Raw genomic sequence first — 23712 nt, forward strand, 5'->3', positions numbered from 1 at the left:
TTATTCTCTATTTTTAATTAGCACGACGGGGCCTTACCGCTTTAAGTTTTACTTGTAGTAGCTAATTCGTTACTTTGGTTTCGCCCAAAGTAACCAAAAGCATTTGTCATCCACAAAACCTGAGGTGCGAATAGCAAAGATTAATAATCTTTGCCGTACCGCAAGGCGAAAGCTATGCTTGAGTTTGAACTACGCACTTTGTTTGTCTTGCGCTCGAAGCAAACGATGTTTGCTTTCCCTCGCTCAGGTTGTGGATGACTCTAGGCACAAGCCATTTTTTGGAAAACTCCAAAGGTAGTGATTAAAAAGTCGATAACCCTGACCATTCCATAAAGCGATAAATCCAATACTTCACTTTAGACTCGTCTGCATACTTCGCATAATCGACGCTCATCTGTCTACCTTGTAGATTTGACCAAGAAGTATTGAAGTAATCCTGAGCATCTTTAAAAACTTGATCTTGAACTTTGCCTATAACCAACATATCCGTTTCAAGGTTGTAATTTTTTAAATTACGAGCAGTGAAATTGGCAGAACCTACAATCAACTCAGCTTGCTGGTCGTTATATTTCACAATCATTTTGCTATGGTTCTGTTCACCATGCGTGTCACACCAGCGAATTGGTATACCAGCAGTATGTAGTTCTGAAGCAACCTGACGGTTTGGAATACCATTTTTTTGTCTTCCAAACGCATCTTTATTTGGGTCAAGTAAAACACGAACAATCACACCTCGCGCTTGAGCATTTTTTAGAGCTTGAATAATCTTGCGTTCAGATAAATAGAACATACTTAGATCGAGATGTTCTTTGGGCTTAGCCGAATTAATTAGTTTCAATACAGATTCATAGATTGCGCCTTCAGTTAACACTTGAACCTGAGGCTTGGTTATATCTTTTTCAAAGTCACCTAAAATGAGTGATGGTGAGCTACTTCCAGACATCTGCGCAACAGCAGCTTCTGTTTGAAGAATATCAGTAGCTGTGGCTCCTGTTACAACTAACGCAACATTAGAGTGTCTCGAACTACCATCGTGTGGATTTGCTGAAGTGATCAATGATTTCCAACCAGCGTCAGTATCAACAACCAAGGTCTTACGGTGATTCGCTTTAAAATTAAATAGGTTCAGATAACTGCGTAATGTAATTTTTTCATTACCAAAAGGATTGGGTAACCAACCTTTGTCTGGATTATTTCCGATATTTTGGCAACAGATATACCAAAAACCAGACCAAAGTGGATTTGAAGCACGTAAAGGTGCCAGATTCGTTTCGATAACATCAACACCGGCTTGTCGTAACTGCCGATAATGCTCTGGACTTAAACCGCCATAAACTGAGTTAATCGGGTCAGTAATTAATACAATCTGGATTTGACGGTTTTGTCTTTTTTTACTAATCAACGCATTAGTTAGTTCCTGCATCAATGGTCTTTGCTTTATTTTTGAATCACCCACCTCTGAATTAAATAAAAACATATCGACCACAATAGTAGTCTTTGCCTCATCAATCATTTTTAAAATTTCATCAAAAATATGTTGATCAAGCTTCTGTTGACCATTGGCATCCAGATAAGTTTTATCTGCTAAAAATTTGACATCGGCATGTCTAAGCTTGCCACTAAAGTTAATGCCCTGTGGTAATGGTTTTACTGTGTGGTAAATTGCCGATGCAATATATGCAATAGCAACAACGCAAAGTAATACCGCCATATAACGACGCCCTGACCAATTTATTTTTTGATGAATTCGCTGAAAAATACGCATAAAAAAGACCTAACTTGATCATTCCAAATTAGGTCTTTTAGCTTGATTTTTCAAGTTTAGTTTCGTGTTAGGCCTTAGAAACTAAAGTTTACACCGACAGTAAAATTACGTCCGACTTGTGGAACATTTGCAAGGAAAGACTCATGTTGATAAATTCGGCTATCAAGCAAGTTGTTGGCATTCAAGAACACTCGGTAATCACCAATGTTGCTATATTTGCCGTTATAACCAACGCCTAAATTCAGCATGTTATAGCTCTGACCTTTGGTTTCATAATTAGCAATATCATCTTGTTTAAACACATGATAGTACTCGGCAGAACCATCCCATCCATCACCAAAATCTGCTTTAACTTTAGTACCTAAACGCCCACCCGGAATACGTGGTGCATTTTCATTATCAATTTTGCCGCGAACATAATCACCAAATAGCCCTAAATTATATACAGGTGAAATTTGGTAGCTTAGGTCAGCATCGACACCATAGAACTTAGCTGCATCTTGACTATATTGAATAAGACGGAAGCCTTGGAAATCATCCAATGTATTAGCATAAATGAAATTATCAAAACGGTTATGGAACACGCTTACGTTGTATTTCAAAAGGTCATTATTAAAGTGCAAACCTAACTCAACATTATTTGAGCGCTCTTTCTTCAGGTCATCATTACCCAACTCATAAGTATTGGTCGCCATATGCACACCGTCCGAATACAACTCTTGAGCAAATGGCAAACGCTCTTGGTGTGATGTTGTGAGGGACAATTTGTATTGAGGAATGAATTCCCAGCTTGCTGTACCAGCAACCGAATATCCAGTACCCGTGTAATTCTTTTGATCTGACTCAATGTCGATAGTTTGATGGTCAATACGCGAAGAAACTGCAAGATTGACGTTATTGATTTGTTTTTGTTGCAAACCAAATACGCTATAACGTTGGGTTTTGCTTGGATCCATAATCGACTCATCACCAACAATATTCAGTTTTTGTTGGGTATATTGCGCGCCAATTTGTCCTGTCCAACCCGCCCAAGCATTATTTTCTAATGTAACTCGGCTATCAATCCCTTTGCTTTTAAAAGTTGTTCCGACATCAGTATTATGCATTTCTTCATGTTGATAGTCGGTATAGCTTGCTTGCGCTGCAACTTTAGCAAAACCTGCAAACGGGTCTCTTAACTCACCTTTTAAGTCATAACGCTTTTCTTTGAGATTAATCCATGAGGCATCATGTTCGTGCTCATGCTCATGTTCGGTTGATGGGTCATCAGTTCCACACACGAGGTGCAAGCCATCACGTTCACATGAACCAAAAAGCTCATTATCGGCAGGAATACCATATTGATCATGACGCTGGCTAAATGAAGCACCGATAAAACCACGATCCCCAATCCAAGATAATCCAGCATTATAATTTTTAGAGTCGGCAAAAGTGCTATCCTGACGACGCTCGTCTGTTTGTAAATCTCTAGGCAAGATATAGTCATTCGCATCGCGCTTTAAACCACCGACACGTAGCGCAACATGGTCCCCTAAACCGACTGTCGCTTGCCCTGAATATAGTAGCTCATCACTACCTGAGTTGTAGCGTACACCGGCTTTTCCTTGATAGCCCTTGTCTGGCATGCTGGTTGGAATTTTTTCATCAACAACATTTACCAGTCCCCCCACAGAGCCTGCACCATATAATAATGCTTCAGCACCATTTAATATCTGAATATCTTGGGCAGAGTTTGGATCAACCGTAACGGCATGGTCTGGCGATACAGATGAAACATCCATTACATCTCCACCGTTTTGTACGATCTTGACACGTGTACCGTCTTGACCACGAATGACAGGACGGCTCGCCCCTCCTGTATATTGAGCTGAATAAACCCCTGCCTGACCATTTAAGGCATTACCAATACTCGTTGCACCTTCTGCTAAAGACGTATTATTGGCTGGTGCTGTGGGTTCTGCTTTAACCGTAATTGTTGCCAATTCGGCAGGTTTCTCTTCCTTAGTATTTGTGTCATCCGCTGCCATCACTTGCTGAATAGAAAGTGATAATAATGAGAGAACAAAAAGCTGTGTTTTGAGCTGCATAGTCAATGCCCCATATTTTTTACGTTATATTATAACATTCCAAATGTTTTGCAATAAAAAACATTAACCAAAAGCATGTTTCGTTAGACTCGTTGTTTTGATGATGTGAGAAGCTTCGTTTTCCAATGCCTTTTACAATCTCTCATGCTGTTCTTGCTCCACCGATTGCTAAACTAAGTCGAAACACACTGCCTGTTGCCGCCCTAGCTATTGGCAGCATGACACCTGACCTTTACCGCTTATTTACAGTTCAGTCAGGAATGCTGACTCATCAATGGAAGGGCTTGCTTTACCCAAACCTTGCATTAGGTTTATTGTTTTGCGTCATTTGGTATTTACTTTATCGACCTGTGGTTTACCGTTTTTTTGGTATTCAGCATGATTTGAAATTAGACTCTTTTAAACGTTTTATCTACTTTTTAATTGGAATTATATTTGCACTCATTATCGGTATTGCCACTCATCTCATTTGGGATGGTCTTACTCATTCTGACTTTCGAACTTTTATCTTCCAAGATTTTTTATCCCAAACGGTTCATTTCTTTGGTCGTCCCTATCCTTTGCACCGTCTACTTCAACTCGGTTCTTCTGCTCTAGCATTACCTTTTTTAGGCTGGATGAGTATTCATTATTATCAAAAATATAAACAGCACTGGAAAATAAGTCATAAAATTAAAATTTTTGCATGGTCTCTGTTTATTTTATCTACACTTTTAGGCTTATTTTCACTTTGGGATTATGCCCGTTACATTCCTCATGAGGTTTGGCATACCGACACCTATTACTTTACAGGCCGATCTATTAATGAGTTTATGCAAGGTTGGTTAAGTACTTTTAGTTTAGGGTGCTTATTATTCTTGTTTTTAGATCGACAACAAAGAATGGGCTAATCGGTAAACTTGCTGCCAAATTGCTCATTTTTAGCTAAATTATAGCTGTTTTTTGATCTAGTTCTTGTGGCATGCCATTCAACAGGGCATAATCGAAAACTTACTTTTTTGACGGTGCGCGGTTTACGCATCCGTCCTTTCAGCCAATATAGTTTGGATAATCTTCATCATGATGCGAACTCATTACTGTGGCTCTTTAACTGAAGCCCAAATCGACCAAACCGTTACATTATGCGGTTGGGTACATCGTCGCCGTGACCATGGCGGTGTTATTTTCCTTGATATGCGTGACCGTGATGGTCTCGTTCAAGTGGTTATTGACCCAGATACTCCAGAAGCATTTGCAACTGCAGATAAAGCACGTTCTGAATATGTATTAAAAATTACAGGTCGTGTTCGTCGCCGTTATGAAGGTACTGAAAACCCAAATATGGTGAGTGGTCAAATCGAAGTTTTAGGCAAAGAAATCGAAGTTCTTGCTGCTTCTGAAACTCCTCCATTCCCATTAAATGATGACACGATTAACGTGTCAGAAGAACACCGTTTAAAATATCGTTTCTTGGACATTCGCCGTCCTGAAATGTTAGAGCGTTTACGTTTCCGTTCTAAAGTAACTAACTTGATCCGTAACTATTTAGATGATCACGGTTTCTTAGACGTTGAAACTCCGATTTTAACTCGTGCAACACCTGAAGGTGCACGTGACTATTTAGTACCAAGTCGCGTACAAAATGGTAGCTTCTACGCACTTCCACAATCACCTCAATTGTTTAAACAATTATTGATGGTTGGTGGTATCGATCGTTACTACCAAATCGCGAAATGTTTCCGTGATGAAGACTTACGTGCTGACCGTCAGCCAGAATTCACTCAAATCGACATTGAAACATCGTTCTTAAATGACGATGAAATCATGGATTTGATGGAAGGCATGACTGTTAAACTATTTAATGACTTGCTTGGCGTAAAGTTTGAAAAATTCCGCCGCATGCCATACAGCGAAGCGATGCGTGACTATGCATCTGATAAACCAGATTTGCGTATTCCATTGAAACTCGTTGACGTTGCAGATTTAATGCAAGAAGTTGAGTTCAAAGTATTTGCTGGTCCTGCAAAAGACCCTAAAGGCCGTATTGCAGCACTTCGCGTACCAGGTGCAGGTTCATTAACTCGTAGCCAAATTGATGAATACACTAAATTTGTTGGCATCTACGGTGCGAAAGGTTTGGCGTATATCAAAGTCAATGAAATCGAAAAAGGAATTGAAGGTCTTCAATCTCCTATCGTTAAATTCATTGAACCAATCGTAATGAAGTTACTTGAGCGTGTTGGTGCAGAGAATGGCGATATCGTATTCTTCGGTGCTGATAAAGCCAAAGTTGTAAACGATGCTATGGGTGCACTTCGTGTCAAGATCGGTCATGACTTGAACCTTGCAACTTGTGAGTGGGCTCCACTTTGGGTTGTTGACTTCCCAATGTTTGAAGAAACTGACGATGGCAAATGGACTTCTGTTCACCACCCATTCACACTACCTAAATCTAGCGTAGAAGACGTGAAGAGCAATCCAGGCGAAGCACTTTCTGTTGCTTATGACATGGTATTGAATGGTACTGAAGTTGGTGGCGGTTCTCTTCGTATTTACACATTAGAAATGCAAAAAGCGATTTTTGAAGCGCTTGGTATTTCTGATGAAGAAGCAGAAGAGAAATTCAGCTTCTTGCTTAACGCACTTCGTTATGGCGCCCCTCCTCACGGTGGTTTGGCATTTGGTCTTGACCGTTTAGTAATGCTTATGACTGGCGCGACTTCAATTCGTGACGTTATTGCATTCCCTAAAACGAAAACTGCTGAATGTCCACTTACTCAAGCACCTGCTCCTGTTGAAGCAAACCAACTTCGTGACTTGGGCATCCGCTTACGTGAAAAGCCAAAAGCTGAAGAATCTAAATAATTATTAGATTGTGAAATTAAAAAACCCTGCTTATGCAGGGTTTTTTAATAAATAATTTTTAATGAGATATTTCTTTTTCAAAACTCGAAACTGTATTAAATTTTTGTTCAAAAATCTGAATAATTTCTTTTTTTAGTTTTTCAAAATCAACCACTTGCTCATCATCATTTAAACAAATCTGTGGAAGGTGCTCATTTTTAATAACATGATTAATTTCAGGAAGATTTTGGATTCTTAAATTAAAATTTTGACCACGCTCAAATATATTTACGGGGCAAAAACGAGCAGAACATAACTGCCACAATCTGAACAAGTACTGATTAACATCTAAAGGCTGTCTAAATCGATGACTTGATACTTCCTTTAAGTAGTTTTCTTCTTTTTCCCAAACCTCTTCAAATATCGATTTCAAAAACGGTTGAGGTAAATGATTACTATAAAAGCTTGAGAATTTTCGATTATATAAACTTAAAAAGTTACCCCAATTATTACTGATTGAATAACGATGATTAAAAAGTGCGTAAGGATTTTTTCGAAATAATTTTCTCTTATCAAAATATTTATTAATAATCGCAACATCGGTCAAAGCAACAGCACCTAAAAAGTTCTCTTCTCCCACTACCATTAAAGGCTGTAGCCTAACTCCATCGCAAGGTAGACCATTTCTAAAGAAAAACTCAGGTTCTAGGGGGCTATTAATAAAAGTATCATCATTAAAATAGACAAAGTGCTCTGCAAGACCTTCTATTTTATGAATATTAATTTCGATAGCATGAGAGTTAAAAGTAGGTAAATAGTCTGGATTTATAATTTGATCATGGGTCACCAAGTTTAATTTTGGATGATTTTGTACTAAAAATTCTGGAAAATGACCACAAGTTACTAGATGAATTTTTCGTACCCAAGGACAGAATTTTTCAACAGATCTAAACCAATATTGAAGATTATCCCAATCACGATAACGGCACTCATCAATGACCTCAGTCACCTGTGTATTTGCTTCTTTAGATTTATAATATTTATAATCTTGCTGCCATTTAGTATCAGTTGAGTCGACCCAAATCATTACAAAATCAATAGGCTGCATTATTCTCCCCTAAGCTAAATTCAACAAGATAATGAAAGTTTTAGCAAATAAGAGGGATATTACTATTTATTAATGTTAATTAAAGTTCACAATTCCTTCATATTTTTATTATTTCTAAACAATTTCGTTAATTCATAGTCTATTGAGGTGACAGTGGGCAAATGGCATAATAGCTGCTCTCTTCTCCCGCATGGTAATTGATTATGGCAATGCGTCCTGACGTTCGTCGACATGCTTTAGTCGTGATTGTATTCTCTCTTGCGCAATGGTTTTTCATGCGCTATATCCTTTCACATGAACTATTTAATTTAACGACCAACCAACGCATTCTTTATTTCTGTGTAAGCAGCCTCGCAGGTGCATTACTTATTTTTGTAGCACTCATTTATATGGTGCTTAAAGGAAATGCGGATAAATAGTAATTTCTTTTATTTAATGGATCTCTGATTTTAATATCATGAACATGAACCATAATTTACTTAAACAAACTGAGTTCCATTCATTTCATTGGGATAACTTTAGCTCTGAAATTTTAGCAGCTCATCAAAGAGTTATGTCGCATTTAGGTTTAAATGTTCGATATACTCAAAAGAACATTCCACATGGTCAATGGCTTGATGAAATCATGGCAACAGCTCAAGCTGAAGTTATTGCGATTATTGAGCCCGATCTTATCCCATTGAACATCGATATTGTTTTGAATGCAATTGAATATGTTATTAAAAATGATACGTTTTTAGGATGTGCTCAAGTCTCAAATCATATAGGCAATGCAACACATATTTTTGCATCTCCTGCTTTTTTCTTTATTACTAAAACATGTTATGAAAAACTTGGGCGTCCCTCTTTTATGCCTAATAAACATGGAGATGTTGCAGAAGCTCTTGCATTTGCTGCCGAAGAAAAAAGAATTCCCTATCATACTTTGTTTCCAACACGCTATGAAAAAGCACCAAGTGAAGGTTGTTGGGCCCTAGCAAGTTATGGTTATTATGGCATAGGTACAGTATTTGCAGATCAGGTTTACCATTTATTCCAAAGCCGCACTGCTGAAAATATAGAACTTTTCGTGAAACGTTGTGATGAGCTCATTAATAATACACTTGATATTTCAGGTTTTAATAACTGTATGAGTCTAGAAATGCCATCTTATATTTATGAACCAAAGAAAAAGCGTAAATGGTATACGAAAATCTTTTCATAAAAATTTGTTTAAGAGCTTACCAATCATAATTATTGTAAGCTCTTAAATACATTTAACATCGTGGATGTTTTCCTTTTATAAATGTTTGAATAACAAGTTTTAAATCACGAAATTCAAAATGGCTTAACTTACGATACATCAAACGTAAAAATTTCAATTTAGCCATAAAAGTACTTCCACTATAATATTTTACTTTAAGTGTATTTTCATAAATAAACTCTTTTTTTCTCCAATCAGTTAATTCTTCTTCGGTTAGTGACAAACCATGTTTTAAATATGTTCTAGATGAAAAGCTAAACTTTTCACCTTGTTTTAATAAATTATTTAAACGAATGAAAAAGGTTGAATCAACACCATAAAAAGCAAAATGTGGGTCAAAGACAGAGCCGAATTTTTCAATAAAAATATTTTTTATATTTTTTGATAAAATTAAACCTGAACCAACTGAAAAAATAGATACCACTTTTTCAAGCTCATCACTATTTGTCAATAATTTATTATTTACCATAGGAAAATGTTGAATATGTTCCACTCTTGCATATATTTTAGGAAATTCAATATCAATATCATTTAGTGTTTCAAATAAATGCTTTTCATATTCTGCATTTATTATTGTGTCATCATCGAACAGCACATAATAATCAGCGTCATCTCCTTCTATAAGATCATTATAAATCCAACTTAAAGGTTTGTTTTGCAAATGATTTTCTAAAGTAACTTTTAAATGTTTATCTCTTAACTTTTCAAAGAAATCATCTACAATTATGTTTTTTGGTCCATTATTTACAATAACTAAATGATCTAAGGGATGAGTAAAGGAAAGTAAACTCTGTAAAGTTGAAGATTCTTTTAACGTTTTATTATACAACACAACAACCATTACAACTTTTGGCATAACACCCCCCAATAAACTACTAAGTAGAAAAATATAAAATTAAGCTTTAATTCAATAAAAAAATCTTCGCAGATTCATTTTATTACTTATTTGAATAAAGTTGACTAAACAGTTTAGCTAGATTACGTCGAATGCCTGTTCCATACTTACTTTTCTTTAAACTAGTTGCATCGACTCGTTCAGCTTCGATGGCACTTAACTCTTGATTTTTTTCTCCCTTTTGAATGACTGGATGATCAACAATATATGTCATTAAAAGATGCACTTGGCTATCAAAATCAAATAAGTAACTCCAATCATCAGCCCGACGTAAAGGCTGATGATAAGCCAAAAGTACTTTTGCCATATCCCGATCAACAATATAAGCCATCGCATAGTTCACACGATGAAAATAGTCAGGAATAACTTCAAGAATCTTTTTATTCAGAAAAGTCTCCTCTTTAAAATTTCCTCGTACTTTGCGTGATTCTTTCATTTGTATCCCACCTAAACTTAATAATGTTTTAGATGGTAAATGAGCACTTTCTATTTGTTTTTCTAATATCTCATAAGTAAGATCACTTGGGAAAATAGCATCATCTTCCAAAATTAAAGCATACTGATCATCAGTATCTAAAAAAAATTGAAGTGCTTTTAGATGAGATAAAGTACAGCCTAGTTCACCTGGAGTTAAAGGAGTTTCACGGCCCTTTACAGCTCTTTCAAAATATTCTTTTGCTGAAAGGTCTCCTCCTTTAATGCCTACTCTCGTTATAGGTAAGTTTCCTTGCTCAAAAAAATTTTGACTGAGGAATTTACTTAAGCGAGGTGAATTTTCCTCTTCGATACTGATAACATAAATCTTCATTAAGTAACTCCCCACTTTTAAACAGCAAATATGATATCTAATGTAAAATAGACTTAATATATCTTTTTTATTTCTTGTATTGTCATGATTCGTTCAATCCAAAAAAAATGGTACAAATACCAACAAGCAAAAAAAGCAAAATCTTTTGACTCTCATTGGTATATGCGTTTTGGTTGGTTAGAACAACCTTTTACATCACTTGAACAACTAGACTCTCTATTTGAAATTCACTCTCCTAGAAAATTTACATTTGCAGATAGCTTTTATGCTTATGAAAATGATCGTCATTTTATTTTTTTTGAAGAAGTTGATGATGAACATCCTGTAGGCTTTCTTTCTGTTTTAGAAGTCTTTAAAGATGGTACATACACATCACCTGAAGCTATTTTAAAGCTCGACTATCACCTATCTTATCCTTGTGTATTTAAAATAGATAATACTTGGTACATGGTACCAGAGACTTTTAGCAACAAAACAATCGAACTTTGGAAATGTACTGATTTTCCACTAAAATGGGAAAAGCATTCTAATCTTTTAGAGAATATTGAAGCAGTTGACACCACACCCTTTTATCATGAAGGTTTATGGTATCTTTTTACTTCTACACGTCGTGACTGTAAGAAATTTGGTGATCGTTTAGATTTATTCTTTACCGAGGATATTTTAAATCCTAACTGGCAAGAACACCCAATGAACCCAGTGTGTAAAGGAAAAATTCAATTTAGGATGGCTGGTAAACCTTTTTTCTATCAGAATAAACTGGTTCGCCCAAGTCAAGACTCTTTAAAACGTTATGGTGGACATATTGAACTTAAGGAAATCATAAAATTAAGTCCAAAGGAATATGAAGAAAAACTGTACGAAACAATATATCCTGAATGGAGCAAAGATGATGATGGATGTCACACTATTGATGTACATTCAAACTTCATTGTTATGGATGCGATCCGTTTGACAGAAAAAGATAATTAGCGTTGTTGTCTCAACGCTAATTTATAAATATCTAGTGTTTTATTAACCATTGCATTTAAAGACAATTCAGCCTCAGCTTTATCAAATGCAGGCTTAAAGTCATGATGAATATGCTCAAAGTTTTTAATCGCAACTTTAATTAAATTATTAATTTCTAATACGGTATTATCTTTTGCTATATATTTTTCTGGAATAAATTCTCTTACCATACCAACATCAGTGGCAATTACAGGTTTATGTACCAATAATGCTTCTGCAACAATTAAAGGCCCTCCTTCTCTCAAGGAAGATACCACCACTAAATCACTTACTGCCAAGTAGGGATAAATATCTTGCTGATAACCAACTAATTTAATTTTATCCTGTAAATGCAGCTCTTGAATTAATTGACTTAAATGTTCCTGCTCTGGCCCCTCTCCTAATATTTCTAGCTGAATCTCCAAACCTTGCCATGCTTCTATAAGTCGATCAAAGCCTTTTACTGGATCTAATCGGCCAATTGCGATAACTTTTTTTAGAGTTGTTCTAGGTATATCAGCAGTCAATCTTTTTTCCTGAGCCACACCATTATAAACAACATGAACCGGTCGATACTCACTCACTTTATCAGCAACCGCCTGACTTACAGTTATTACCTCATTAAAATGCCGATAGCTACGCATATTATTTTTCATACCATGAATGGTTGCCACACTTGGTACTTTTAAAAACGGTAGAAGAAAACTCAAAATTTTTGAAGCTTTTCCACCTTGAGCATGGACAACATCAGGAGCAATTTTTCTAATTTCTTTAAAAAGAGAATAGAGAAGACCGATATTCATTCTTCCTTTGGAAAAATCAAAATAATGACAATGAAGATGCTCTATTTTAGGTAGTGTATTTTGATAGTTTAAGTCTAAAAATAAATGGACTTCTTGCTTTTGTGATAATTCTGCACAGAGTTGGAAAGTATGCTTTTCTAACCCACCAATTTTCCCACCATCTGTCGCCATAATCTGAACAATTTTCATAGCTTGCCTACTTATTTTTTATCTTTATTCATCGTCTGTTCAAACAGTTTGGCTTCTTTTAGAAATGCATAAAACGCGTTAATCATACTATTTACGAAACCACGCCAACCATTTAAGAAACTACGGCGAATAAAATAAGACTTCATAAAAGTCACTGGCATCACCAAAACCAATTTTGCAATGCTTGGAGACTTTCCTTTTTGGAATTTCTCTAATGCTTTTAAGTTGGAATATTGGTTATTTTTTTCGACTTTAACGAAAATACTCGACTCACCATAATGATAAATATCGTGTTGAGCGCGCTGAGATTCACCATCTACAATTACATTTTCATGGACTTTATTGGCAAGATCATAATGCCCTTTAGACTTACGGAAAAAACGCACTTTCGCATGTTTCTTAGTATGTTTACTGTTCGGAACACCTAAAAATACATCATTAATTGGAGTGATTAATGCATCAAGCTTGTTCTGCTGAATAGTCTCAACAATCTCTTGTTTTAATTCATTAGATAAGACTTCGTCGCCATCTAAATTGAGTACCCAATCATTTCGGCATTTTGCTAAGGCCAAACTTTTTTGCCCAGCATAACCCTGCCAGTCTTGATGAGAAATTTGGGTATTTTCAAAGCGCTTTGCAATTTCATAAGTATTATCAGTACTACCTGAGTCTAAAATAATAACTTCATCAAACTCACTGACACTTTGCAAAGTTCGCTCTAACCAAGCACCACAGTTTAAAGTGACAATATAAACACTACATGGAATTTTATTCATAACTTATAACGTCCTTTAGCAAGGGCGATACGCATCTGTAAAGCATTCATGGCACCATGTGTGCTGACACGTGGAATATTAAATTGGTTATCTGCTTCATACGCTTCGATTTTTTTACGAGTCGATACTGCATTTTTAAAGCCAATATCTTGGGCCATTTTCTGATGCTTTTCATTAAAACGACCAAATGGATAAGCAAAGCTAGGGCATTTTCCAACTAATGCTTCAACATCACGCTTAGACTGAAGCATCTCATTGTAAGCCGTTTGGTCATCAAGCTTAAGCAAGTTCACATGGTGTTGAGTATGCGCACCAAACTCAATCAAACCAGAGTTGGCCATTTCATGGATTTGATGGTGAGTGAGCTTTTCAATACCTTCAATTTGCGTTGCCAAATAAATGGTTGCCTTTGCATTATATTTTTTAAGTAATGGATAGGCATAAAGATAATTATCCATAAAGCCATCGTCAAAACTTAAAGCAACCACATTCTTTTGATTCCGATATTGTTCAAGCTCAGAAACAAAGCAGAAGATAGCCCCTTTACGCGTCAACAACTGTAAGAGTTGTTCAAACTTTTCAGGGGGCATGTTCATACCAGAAGCAGCATCCTTAGGGGTAACCTGATGCAACATCACTATGCGTGGTAGTTTGTTCGAACGGAACGGAAGCCAGAATGTATAATTACCCAGCACATATAACAGTGCAGCAAGTATTAATAGGCCTACCGCAACGTACAAAAACCACATCATGCATAAACCTCATGTGACCATTCATAATTTTCTGAAAGGGGCTGCTTAAATGTCACCTCAACCATAAATTGAGTGATACGTTTAGCATTGAAAGATTTACGCGTTTTCTCCCAGCCCTCTTTCGCTATTTTTTCAGCCTGCTCTGGATTTTGATCAAAGAATTGGATCTTCTTAGCCAAATCAAACTGATCATCAAAGTAAACCACTTCCTGCTCAGTGTAGAGTTTCTCAAAACCTGGAATTCTTGGACTAAAGGTGAGTAAACCATTACCAGTCAACTGTACAATACGGTCAGAACTATACAAGGTTACATCATTACGACGTGAGTAATTAAGTCCCATTTTTGTTTCAGAAAGAACCTTATAATAAGCTTTACCGTAAACACCTGGTTGCTCAAAACAACCATAATATTGATAGTTTACATGACCTTGTTGCAGGGCATCTGCCAAATCTTTTAAGAATTTTTCACGTTCAGGTTCTTTATAGACCACACCGCAGAAAATAAATGTCTTATCAGTCTTAGAGTTTGAAAATTGCTGTAGTGTTTCAACGTTACGATGACCCACATTAGGCAGATAGGCTACGCTTAAATGAGGCTGCTTTAACTTCTGTAAATACTCACCACCCGTTGTACAAAAGATAGCATCCAAATACGGGGAGAATACTTTTACAAAGCCAAGTTTGCTTTCTAAATAAAGCGGATCAACATACCAAAATGCGATTTTAGTATTTGGATAAGATTCTTTAATTTGTCTTAGAACATCTGGACTCATCAAGTCACTATGTCCAATGAGCACCAAATCGGGTTCAATGTTATTGACGACTTTTAATACTTCTTTGTTGGCCCAATTAGCACCCAATTTTTTTGTTTTAAAAATCGTCCCCATTCGTGCCATATCACGAAAACTAAAATCATAAACGAAATGGCCATTTTCAATTAATCCGGCAGAAATTTTACGGTCTGTACAGTAAAAATGCGCGCCTTGTTTATTAAAGCCAAAATTTGCGATATGCAATATTTTCATTCTAAACTCTATAATTCCATCAATTCTGGAGATGAACTAAAATATTATATCATGCCTTAATTTATGTAGACCGTGTTATCAAAATATAGGATGATATCGCGCTTTTACACTTGGAACAGCTTGGCGTGATTTTTCGATTCAAAACAGGAAAGTTATGGTTCTTTATTTATTGCTTTATGCTGCTTGTTCCATCATGCATTATTTCCAGTGATGGTTTTTTCAAAGCTTTATATCCGCTTATTTTTTTCGTTTTTTTAATTTATCATTACCGCCGTTTTTTCTGGCTTAGTTTACCTATTTATCTTTTAAGCCCTTTTGCACTGTACTATGAAATTACCTATAACGCCCCAACTGAAATTTCAGTGTGGCTCACAATTTTAGGTAGCTCTGCAACTGAAGGCCAAGTTTATTTATCGACATTAGATCTTCCTTTAGCAATTGGTTTGATTATTGCTTACATCATTCCTTTGATTTTCTTTTATTATTTCATTCCAAATCAACGACTAAGCACTCCAATATGGCTACGTATTTTAGCGTTATGTCTTATTTTTTCGCCAATTCAACGCTACCTTAAAGCACCTGATCATCAGCAAGGGTTTCTAAATGTATATCGCCATTTTAAACAATCTTACCCCTTAAATTTACTTCTCGGTTTACCAGCAGCGAGTCTTGAAGTAAATCGAGTAAAAGATTTCATAGCCACACAAAACGAAATTGAATGTACACAAGTTAAGGAAACTCGCCCTACCATTACAGTACTAGTTATTGGGGAAAGTGCTCGACGCGACCGTTTAAGTTTGTTTGGCTATACCAAAAATAATACAACGCCTTATCTAGAAAAATATAAGAAAGATTTATGGTTATTTAATAATACGATTTCAGGCTCTTATATGACCAGTAAGTCTGTACCGACCTTATTAACAGGAAAGTTAAACGGAACTGATAATTTAAGCCCTTCTATTGTGAATGCTTTCAATGCAGCAGGTTACAAAACTTACTGGTTTAGCGCACAATCCCAATATGGAGAATATGATTCTCTTGTTTCAGCGTATGCCTCTTCTGCTCAAGAAACCCAATTTTTGACGCAACATTCATATTCAGCCTCACTAGAAACTCATTATGATGAGGAGCTACTCAAATCATTTGATCGAGCATTGGCAGAAAAAACACATCATAAATTCATCGTGTTACACCTTTATGGCTCACATGCTGATTTTACAAAACGCTATCCACCGCAATTTAATAAGTTTAAAGATACGTATGACAATACAGTACTTTATACAGACTATCTGCTCAATGAAGTTATTCAAAAATTAAAAGCAACCAATGTGGACGCCAACTTAATTTACACATCTGACCATGGACTGAACCTTGGAGAATGTAAAGAAAATAGTTCACTGCATTTAGATATGAAAAATAATTTTGATGTCCCTTTAATTATGTGGAGTTCAAGCTCATGGAAGCAACATCATCCAGAGATGGCGAGTACTCTTTCTAAAGAACAAAGCAGTGCAATCAGCTCAATTAATATATTACCTACACTCTTAGATATGAGAGGTATTCACTGTAAAAACATTTCTCAAGAGAGATCGTTATTTAATTCGAAATACAAAACATATCCAAGAGAAATTTTAGCAACATCAGAAACAGTCAACTATGATAAAGGTCACGATGACAGCCAATGTCATTTAGTGAGCTGATAAACGACCCGATCCGCTTCCTGCAGGACCTGCCCTTCAGGAAGCAAATTTATATCAAACACATTTGCTATTAACTTTTTCTCTAGCAGTATATCAACCGAATTGGTAATACGATCTTGTTTGAGTCTGTCCATTGCAATCACACCGACTCGGCAACCTGCAGTAAGTGCCTCATAAATCATAGAAACACTATCTTCGGTTACCCACACAGCTTCTGCCTTTTGCATTTCCTCAAAAATCCAGCCTTGAGGAGTTTGCTCAACCGGACATATCTGCAAACACTTAGCAAAGCTTTGTTGTTTTAAAATATCAATGAAACTTACAGGAGTACGACGTGAGGTGGTCAGGATAATCTCAGAATTTGAATTACACTCAACAATTTTTTGGACACTTAATAATACTTTTTCATGGTTCCACTGATGTCGTTTAGATGAACCACCCAATGCAATTAAAATTCTGCCTGCCTGATGTCGGTTTTCATTACGAATTGGATTCAATGCTCCACGCGTAACAATAACGCGCTCATTTGAAAGAATACCGTCATGCTCTGGAATCACAGCATAGTCAAACCAAGCAATAGGTAAATTTGGCTTCATTAAAATAACAGTCTTCGCCTTTTTAAAAATTTTACCCAGCAACCAGACACGAAAGTGCGTATGGCTCCCGACACCAAATATGAAATCGGGTGCTTGCTGAAGTAGAGAATTTTTTGAAGAGAAAAGCGCTTTAATTAAGGAAATAATAGGCAAGTCATTAATAGAAACTTCTTCAAAAGTTGCATTTGCCTGCTGTCTTTGCATTGCCTGAAACAAGCCTAAAGCCTGTGAACGATGCCCTGCTTTACCATCAGAGACATAGACAATATGCATAAAAGCTCCCTAACTAAAAAATAAAAAGGCGAAACCAATGTTCGCCTTTTCATGTTAACGGATTAACTTATTTTACGTAAGTTAACCAGTGTTCATATTTTGGATTTTTACCTTGAACTGCATCAAAGAAAGTCTTTTGGATTTCAGTGGTAATTGGACCACGGCAACCCGCACCGATTTGACGGTCATCGTATTCACGGATTGGTGTAACTTCAGCAGCAGTACCTGTGAAGAATGCTTCATCGGCAATATAGAATTCGTCACGTGTAATACGGCGCTCAACAACTTGGTAACCAAGATCTCTAGCAATCGTCATCACAGTTTGACGTGTAATACCGTCAAGTGCACCACCAGCGATATCTGGAGTATGTAAAACACCATCTTTAATCAAGAATACGTTTTCACCAGAACCTTGGCACACATAACCTTGTGGGTCCATAAGCATTGCTTCATCGTAACCAGAGTGCGCAACTTCTTGGTGAGCAAGAATTGATAATGTGTAGTTACCAGATGCTTTTGCTTTACACATGGTCACGTTTGGATGGTGGTGAGTAAATGATGAAGTTTTAACGCGAATACCTTTAGCCATTGCTTCATCACCAAGATATGCGCCCCACGCCCATGCTGCTACTGCGGCATGAATAGTGTTATTTGTTGCAGCAATGCCTAGTTTTTCTGAACCGATCCAAATAAGCGGACGTAAATAGCAAGAAGCTAATTTATTTTCACGAACAACATCGATTTGTGCTTGCTCAAGCGCTGCTTGGTCAAACGGTACTTTCATTTGATAAATTTTTGCTGAATTTAACAAACGTTTTGTGTGGTCTTGAAGACGGAAAATTGCAGTACCCTTAGGAGTTTCATAAGCACGAACACCCTCAAATACGCCCATACTGTAATGTAGTGTATGGGTTAAAACGTGAATCTTTGCATCACGCCAATCAATTAATTGTCCATCTTGCCAAATAAAACCATCACGATCAGCCAAATTCATGGAACACTCCAAATTGTTATAAAATCATTCACTATCCAACTCAACCGAGGCGGTTGGGTCTATTAATCTTTGCCATAAATTGCAAACGACCGCACGGGTACTACGCCAGTCCGCTGCGCTGACTTGCATGGATTGATTCGCAAGGGCTAAGCGGTGGCTTTCGGCACGTTCACTAAGATAGGCTCGAATTAATGCTGTGGCATCTTCACTGGATAAGCAGTCTGCTTTAGCAGCATCTTCTAATATTCTTACATTATCAGAATAATGGGCGAGATCGGGTTTCGTCCCGCTCCATGCAAGTACAGCATACTGTGCCATAAATTCGATATCTACGATACCACCTGCGTCCTGTTTTAAATGAAAAATACCATGTTTTTTTTGTTCAGAAGACGAACCTAGGTGGTCTTTCATTTTCTGACGCATTTTCAACACTTCTTCACGAACATAAGCCTCATCTCTAGATTGAGTCAATATCTCGCGGCGAAATATTTCAAATTTTTGGCAAAGCGTTTCATCACCAGCAATAGAGCGGGCACGAACTAATGCCTGATGCTCCCAAAGCCATGCACTTTTCAACTGATAGTGTTCATAGGCTTTTAGACTGGTCACTAATAAACCGGCCTCACCAGAAGGTCTCAAGCGTGTATCAATTTCATAGACACGACCATCAAGCGTTTGAGTGGTCATCAGTGACATGAACTTTTGAGCGACACGCATGGCAAACTCAAACCCACTAATAGCCTTAGTTCCATCGGTGTCAGCTTGTTCATCTAGATAATGAATAAAGACAAGGTCCAAGTCAGAACCATAGCCCAGCTCAATGCCTCCTACTTTGCCATAACCAATGACAGCAAAGGCTTTATAGTCAAGAGAACAACGTTTTCCCTCGACATCTTTTGGATAACCATGACGTTTTGCTACGGTCTGATAAGCTAAATGAAGAGTTGCATTGACACTAACTTCAGCAATATCTGTTAATGCATCAGATACTTTCATAAGAGGGCTTTCAGCTAAGACGTCACTTGCAGCGACCGTGAGCACATTGCTCTTTTTAAACAAGCGAAGTACCCGCATTTGATCTTCAACCTGATCAATTTCAATACGAAGCAATTGCTGACGTAAAGAATCTTCCAAGTCCTTACGTTTTGGTAACTCAAAGTCCATCGATAAGAACTCATCCAACAGTACTGGATACTGAGTCAGCTCTTCACAAATCCACGGGCTTACTGTCGCCATTTTCACTAGGCGCTGTAATGCGCCCTTACTTTCAATCAACATGACCAAATACACTGTTCGACGCATGACTGACTCAATCAGCGGCATTAAACGTAACAGTGCAGTTTGTGGTTGTTCGGACTGCAAAATCGCTTCAATCAAATGAGGCCAGAAGGTTTTTAAACGCTGCACGGCATTTGAAGGAAGTTTTTTAAGTGCATGACCATGCCAAAACTCATGAATCAGATTTTTCGCATTATCATCTAACACTTCATCTAACTGCTGCTCTAACTGTCCAAAGTTCTCAGTTGCAGCATTAGAGCTGGTATCTTCAATCAGCTGTTTAAATTGAACTTTTACTTTTTGGCGTTTCTCGTTAAGAACATCAATAAATTCATTCCAACTCGTAAAACCCAAGGTATCTATAATGCGTTGTCGTAAATCTGCTTCTTCGGGTAATAATTGCGTTTGCTGATCGTTAAGAGCCTGAATTGCATGTTCAACACGGCGTAAGAACAGGTAAGCATCTTCAAGCTCTAATACGGCCTGTTTTTCCAACAAGCCTGCCTCACCAATATGCTCTAGACTGACCAAACACTGGCGGTCTTGTAACTCACGTTTAGACCCGCCGTAAATCAGCTGAAATACCTGAACAATAAACTCAATTTCGCGTATACCGCCTGCTCCGAGTTTAATATCATCCTCAATATGGCGACGTAAAACTTCGCGTTCAATCATCGCTTTCATATCACGCATGGCCGCAAAAGCGGTGTAATCGACATAACGGCGGAATACAAAAGGACGTGTCATTTCTAATAAGTCTTGCCCTTCTTTCCCCCCCGTGACAATGCGTGCCTTAATCCATGCATAACGTTCCCATTCACGACCATGCTGACTTAAATATTTTTCTAAAGCTGCATGACTAATCGCTAATGCCGAGCCATCCCCCCAAGGCCGTAAGCGCATGTCTACTCGAAACACAAAACCATCTGCGGTGATATGTTCGAGTAAATAAATAAGTTTTTGTCCCCATAAAATACAGAACTGCTGTACATCAATACATTTACGACCATTGGTTTCGCCTTGCTCATCAAAAGCAAAAATCAGGTCAATATCACTTGATAGATTTAATTCCTGTGCCCCAAGCTTACCCATGGCAACCACAATCAAATCTTGAACTTTGCCTGAATAACTTAATGGTTCGCCGTGTTTAGCAACCAATGCAACACGAGCAAAAGCTTTTGCTGCACAAATACTTGCATCGGCAAAGTCAGAAAGTTCACGAGTAAGTGTAACGACATCCGTCAGTTGATTGGCATCTTGCCAGATCCAGCGAAACATTAAACGACTGCGCAGTATACGAAGCGCACGCATCCAAGTTATTTCATCGGCAATGCCTTCAAGCGTGGTGTCTACAAGCTGATAAATTTGTTCTGTTGAGAGCGGTGCAGCAAATTGGTCTATTTGATAATCTTGTTCTAAAACAGCCTGATGTAACCCTAAAACTTGTTCAGCATATTGGCTGGCACGCAATGTTTTTTGTAACTGCTCCGCATTCATATAAAAAAGCTCTTTTCCTCAGACTCTCTTTTTAGTTATAGCAGTTCACGTAGTAATAGGAAAAGGGATTAAACCAATTTTGCTTCAGATGAATCATGATGCTCAATAAGCGTCTCATGACTTTCTTGAGCTGAAGGTAATAAAACTTTAAATGTTGTTCCTACACCTTCTTTGGAACTCACACTAATTTGCCCCTGATTAATCTCAATAAAACGCTTACAGAGACTCAATCCTAAACCCGCACCTTTTTCCCCTGCGGTACCTTTAAAGCTGGCTGTAATGCGTGGGTGAAATAAATTTGCCATTTGCTGTTCAGTCATGCCAAGCCCTGTATCACGTACTGTTATTTCAACACTTGTACCCACCTGCTTCGCTTCAATGAACACTTTTCCAGAGCCGTCAACATCAGTAAATTTCAATGCATTTGAGACCAAGTTTTGGATCACCGAAGTCATCATATTGATATCGGCATAGATTTTTAAATCTTCGGAAACCGCATTTACCAATTCAATATTTTTCTTTAAAGCCAACGTATGCAGCACATCACAGACAATATTGCTCACTTGTCTAAGTTTAAAATTAATAGGGTGATAAACAAAACGCCCACCCTCTGCCATCGCCCATGTCAGCAAACTTTCCAGTAAGTTATAGGTCGATTGAGAAGTGTCATATAAATAGTCGGCAATATTTTGAATACTCGATTCATCCAGTGTTTCACGCTCTTTAGCCAACACTTCGGAGAAACCTAACAAGCCATGAAATGGTGCCCGCAAATCATGTGAAATAATAGAAAAGAACTTTGTTTTACTCGAATTAAGGGCGACTTGTTGCTCATAGAGTTCATTTAATTCTTCATAATTAAATTTCAACTCGATTTGTTGCATAAAACTAGAACAGTAATCGAGCAACAACTGAATTTGATCATTTTCAAAAGTGGTTTCACCGTCATCAAAGAAAACGGCAAACCCCATAGAAGTCTGGTCAGGCTGCACCAAATGGACAGCTAAGGCACGACCACACTCAATATTTAGCTCTTTTAAATAGTTGATTAAATTTTGATAAGAAGGATGATCGTGATGAATCACCTGTTGTTTAGCAAAACATTGTTTTAAGTGTCTTGAAGGTTTAAATGAAATAGCAGTCATGCCTTCAGGACAATGATGCCAGAAGTAAGGTTCCTGATTAAAAGTGAGCAAAGCTTTTTGACACTTCAACAGGCGAACACTAAACCGGAAAAATTGCTCAATGTAGTTCTGCTCGGCATTTAATCCAAGTAATAGTGAAATTCTACAAGCACTTAATTGCTCGACCTGATGTAGTTCTAATCGCTGTGTCATGCCCGCCTCACAGATTTTGTCGTTGTTAGTCGGAACCGCTCTTTGAGAAATGTACTTATAATCATTATGATCTAATACAAACTTTAACACAGTACATTAAAAGAGCAACTTTCTTTTCGAAATAGAAATGTGAAGTTTCAATTAAAGGTTTTCAGATACATAAAGTGGGTATGCTTTAGAAAAATACAACAATTATTTGAAGGTGAGGAGTTGTAAGTAATAAGAAATAGAGATTCAAAAAGGTAAAAATTATCTTAAATCTTCTTTAAGTATTAAAGCTTAGCTTCGACTTAAATTTTAGCTTTAATAAATGCATTTCATATTTAAAATAAAGTCTTCTTAAATTAAAAAAATCTTTAAGTTCTAAATGTATAAAAGATTCAAACCCAACCGTCAGAACTAAAGCAAGTAGTTCACAATTTCTTGAAGTCTATGAACTTTTTTATCCAACAAAAAACCCCTAAGCCGTTAGCTTAGGGGTTTTCGTAGAATCATAAGATTCTGAATCTTGGTCCCGAGGGTCGGACTCGAACCGACACGTCATCTCTGACAGCGGATTTTGAGTCCGCCGCGTCTACCAATTTCACCACCTCGGGAGAGGAAGTATGTTTGTGTTGCGTATATTAGCGCGTTTGTAAAACTTGTCAAACCCTAAGTGAATATTATCGTTCACTTTTAGATCATTTAAACATTTTTCATGATTTAGGTCAGAAGCACAGCCATAAAAAAGCGAAAAAGTTTATACTAGGCCCAATTTTTGCGGTGTTTTTTCC

At 37.2% G+C, this 23712-nt stretch carries 19 protein-coding genes and 1 tRNA gene; 6 read left to right on the plus strand and 14 right to left on the minus strand.

The window, feature by feature from the left end; genetic code table 11:
• Positions 1–301: 301 nt before the first annotated feature.
• On the minus strand, positions 302–1765 hold the full coding sequence (locus CSB87_RS06550; RefSeq protein ID WP_031953323.1) for a phospholipase D family protein: 1464 nt from the start codon (positions 1763–1765) through the stop codon (positions 302–304).
• Between the two features lie 74 nt (positions 1766–1839).
• Positions 1840–3852, minus strand: a complete 2013-nt coding sequence (gene znuD, locus CSB87_RS06555; RefSeq protein WP_004885285.1) for a zinc piracy TonB-dependent receptor ZnuD — start codon at positions 3850–3852, stop codon at positions 1840–1842.
• Between the two features lie 125 nt (positions 3853–3977).
• Between znuD and CSB87_RS06560 the strand changes: the two genes are divergently transcribed.
• Positions 3978–4742 carry a DUF4184 family protein gene (locus CSB87_RS06560; RefSeq protein WP_022575668.1) on the plus strand — a complete coding sequence of 255 codons (765 nt, stop codon included), beginning with the start codon at positions 3978–3980 and terminating at the stop codon, positions 4740–4742.
• Between the two features lie 169 nt (positions 4743–4911).
• Entirely contained in the window at positions 4912–6696 is a 1785-nt protein-coding gene (aspS, locus tag CSB87_RS06565; protein WP_004711960.1) for an aspartate--tRNA ligase, read from the plus strand.
• A gap of 58 nt (positions 6697–6754) precedes the next feature.
• Here aspS and CSB87_RS06570 read toward each other — a convergent pair whose 3' ends face one another.
• Positions 6755–7783, minus strand: coding sequence for a stealth conserved region 3 domain-containing protein (locus CSB87_RS06570; RefSeq protein WP_004711958.1), 1029 nt, complete (start codon positions 7781–7783; stop codon positions 6755–6757).
• A 203-nt stretch (positions 7784–7986) separates the two neighbouring features.
• On the opposite strand from CSB87_RS06570, the gene CSB87_RS06575 reads away from it, so the two are divergent.
• A complete protein-coding gene (locus tag CSB87_RS06575; protein ID WP_006580305.1) occupies positions 7987–8202 on the plus strand; it encodes a hypothetical protein in 216 nt (71 codons plus the stop codon).
• 38 nt (positions 8203–8240) lie between these two features.
• Positions 8241–8987, plus strand: coding sequence for a hypothetical protein (locus CSB87_RS06580; protein WP_227555493.1), 747 nt, complete (start codon positions 8241–8243; stop codon positions 8985–8987).
• A gap of 52 nt (positions 8988–9039) precedes the next feature.
• Here CSB87_RS06580 and CSB87_RS06585 read toward each other — a convergent pair whose 3' ends face one another.
• Entirely contained in the window at positions 9040–9882 is an 843-nt protein-coding gene (locus CSB87_RS06585; protein WP_031953326.1) for a glycosyltransferase family 2 protein, read from the minus strand.
• Between the two features lie 82 nt (positions 9883–9964).
• Positions 9965–10729, minus strand: a complete 765-nt coding sequence (locus CSB87_RS06590) for a glycosyltransferase family 25 protein (protein ID WP_022575665.1) — start codon at positions 10727–10729, stop codon at positions 9965–9967.
• Positions 10730–10813: 84 nt separating this feature from the next.
• Here CSB87_RS06590 and CSB87_RS06595 point away from each other — a divergent pair, with 84 nt between their 5' ends.
• Complete coding sequence (locus tag CSB87_RS06595) at positions 10814–11701, plus strand: hypothetical protein (protein ID WP_023188191.1); 888 nt, start codon at positions 10814–10816, stop codon at positions 11699–11701.
• Here the strand turns inward: CSB87_RS06595 and CSB87_RS06600 are convergent.
• The 4 genes from CSB87_RS06600 to CSB87_RS06615 are packed head-to-tail and all read right to left on the minus strand — an operon-like array spanning position 11698 to position 15264.
• Positions 11698–12711 carry a glycosyltransferase gene (locus CSB87_RS06600; RefSeq protein ID WP_031953328.1) on the minus strand — a complete coding sequence of 338 codons (1014 nt, stop codon included), beginning with the start codon at positions 12709–12711 and terminating at the stop codon, positions 11698–11700. The two genes, CSB87_RS06595 and CSB87_RS06600, sit on opposite strands and share 4 nt — an antisense overlap.
• An 11-nt stretch (positions 12712–12722) precedes the next feature.
• Positions 12723–13487 carry a glycosyltransferase family 2 protein gene (locus tag CSB87_RS06605; protein WP_004885272.1) on the minus strand — a complete coding sequence of 255 codons (765 nt, stop codon included), beginning with the start codon at positions 13485–13487 and terminating at the stop codon, positions 12723–12725.
• Positions 13484–14239 carry a polysaccharide deacetylase family protein gene (locus tag CSB87_RS06610; protein ID WP_031953330.1) on the minus strand — a complete coding sequence of 252 codons (756 nt, stop codon included), beginning with the start codon at positions 14237–14239 and terminating at the stop codon, positions 13484–13486. The genes CSB87_RS06605 and CSB87_RS06610 overlap by 4 nt, the downstream gene beginning before the upstream one ends.
• A complete protein-coding gene (locus CSB87_RS06615) occupies positions 14236–15264 on the minus strand; it encodes a glycosyltransferase (protein ID WP_031953332.1) in 1029 nt (342 codons plus the stop codon). Before CSB87_RS06615 ends, CSB87_RS06610 begins: the two co-directional genes overlap by 4 nt.
• Before the next feature lie 125 nt (positions 15265–15389).
• Here CSB87_RS06615 and CSB87_RS06620 point away from each other — a divergent pair, with 125 nt between their 5' ends.
• Positions 15390–16964, plus strand: a complete 1575-nt coding sequence (locus tag CSB87_RS06620) for a phosphoethanolamine transferase (protein WP_228133838.1) — start codon at positions 15390–15392, stop codon at positions 16962–16964.
• On the opposite strand, the gene CSB87_RS06625 is transcribed toward CSB87_RS06620, so the two are convergent.
• From CSB87_RS06625 to CSB87_RS06645, 5 genes are all read right to left on the minus strand, one after another.
• The gene (locus CSB87_RS06625; protein WP_031953335.1) at positions 16949–17833 is read right to left on the minus strand and encodes a mitochondrial fission ELM1 family protein; all 885 of its coding nucleotides are present in this window, start codon (positions 17831–17833) and stop codon (positions 16949–16951) included. The two genes, CSB87_RS06620 and CSB87_RS06625, sit on opposite strands and share 16 nt — an antisense overlap.
• Before the next feature lie 67 nt (positions 17834–17900).
• Positions 17901–18827, minus strand: a complete 927-nt coding sequence (locus CSB87_RS06630; RefSeq protein WP_002051336.1) for a branched-chain amino acid transaminase — start codon at positions 18825–18827, stop codon at positions 17901–17903.
• A 24-nt stretch (positions 18828–18851) separates the two neighbouring features.
• Positions 18852–21602 carry a bifunctional [glutamate--ammonia ligase]-adenylyl-L-tyrosine phosphorylase/[glutamate--ammonia-ligase] adenylyltransferase gene (gene glnE / locus CSB87_RS06635; RefSeq protein ID WP_031953338.1) on the minus strand — a complete coding sequence of 917 codons (2751 nt, stop codon included), beginning with the start codon at positions 21600–21602 and terminating at the stop codon, positions 18852–18854.
• A gap of 68 nt (positions 21603–21670) precedes the next feature.
• Complete coding sequence (locus CSB87_RS06640) at positions 21671–22939, minus strand: sensor histidine kinase (RefSeq protein ID WP_031953339.1); 1269 nt, start codon at positions 22937–22939, stop codon at positions 21671–21673.
• A 509-nt stretch (positions 22940–23448) separates the two neighbouring features.
• A tRNA-Leu gene (locus tag CSB87_RS06645) sits at positions 23449–23535 on the minus strand.
• Positions 23536–23712: the final 177 nt, after the last annotated feature.

The sequence above is a fragment of the Acinetobacter sp. AR_0276 genome (assembly GCF_003000705.1).
Taxonomy (GTDB): Bacteria; Pseudomonadota; Gammaproteobacteria; order Pseudomonadales; family Moraxellaceae; genus Acinetobacter; species Acinetobacter nosocomialis.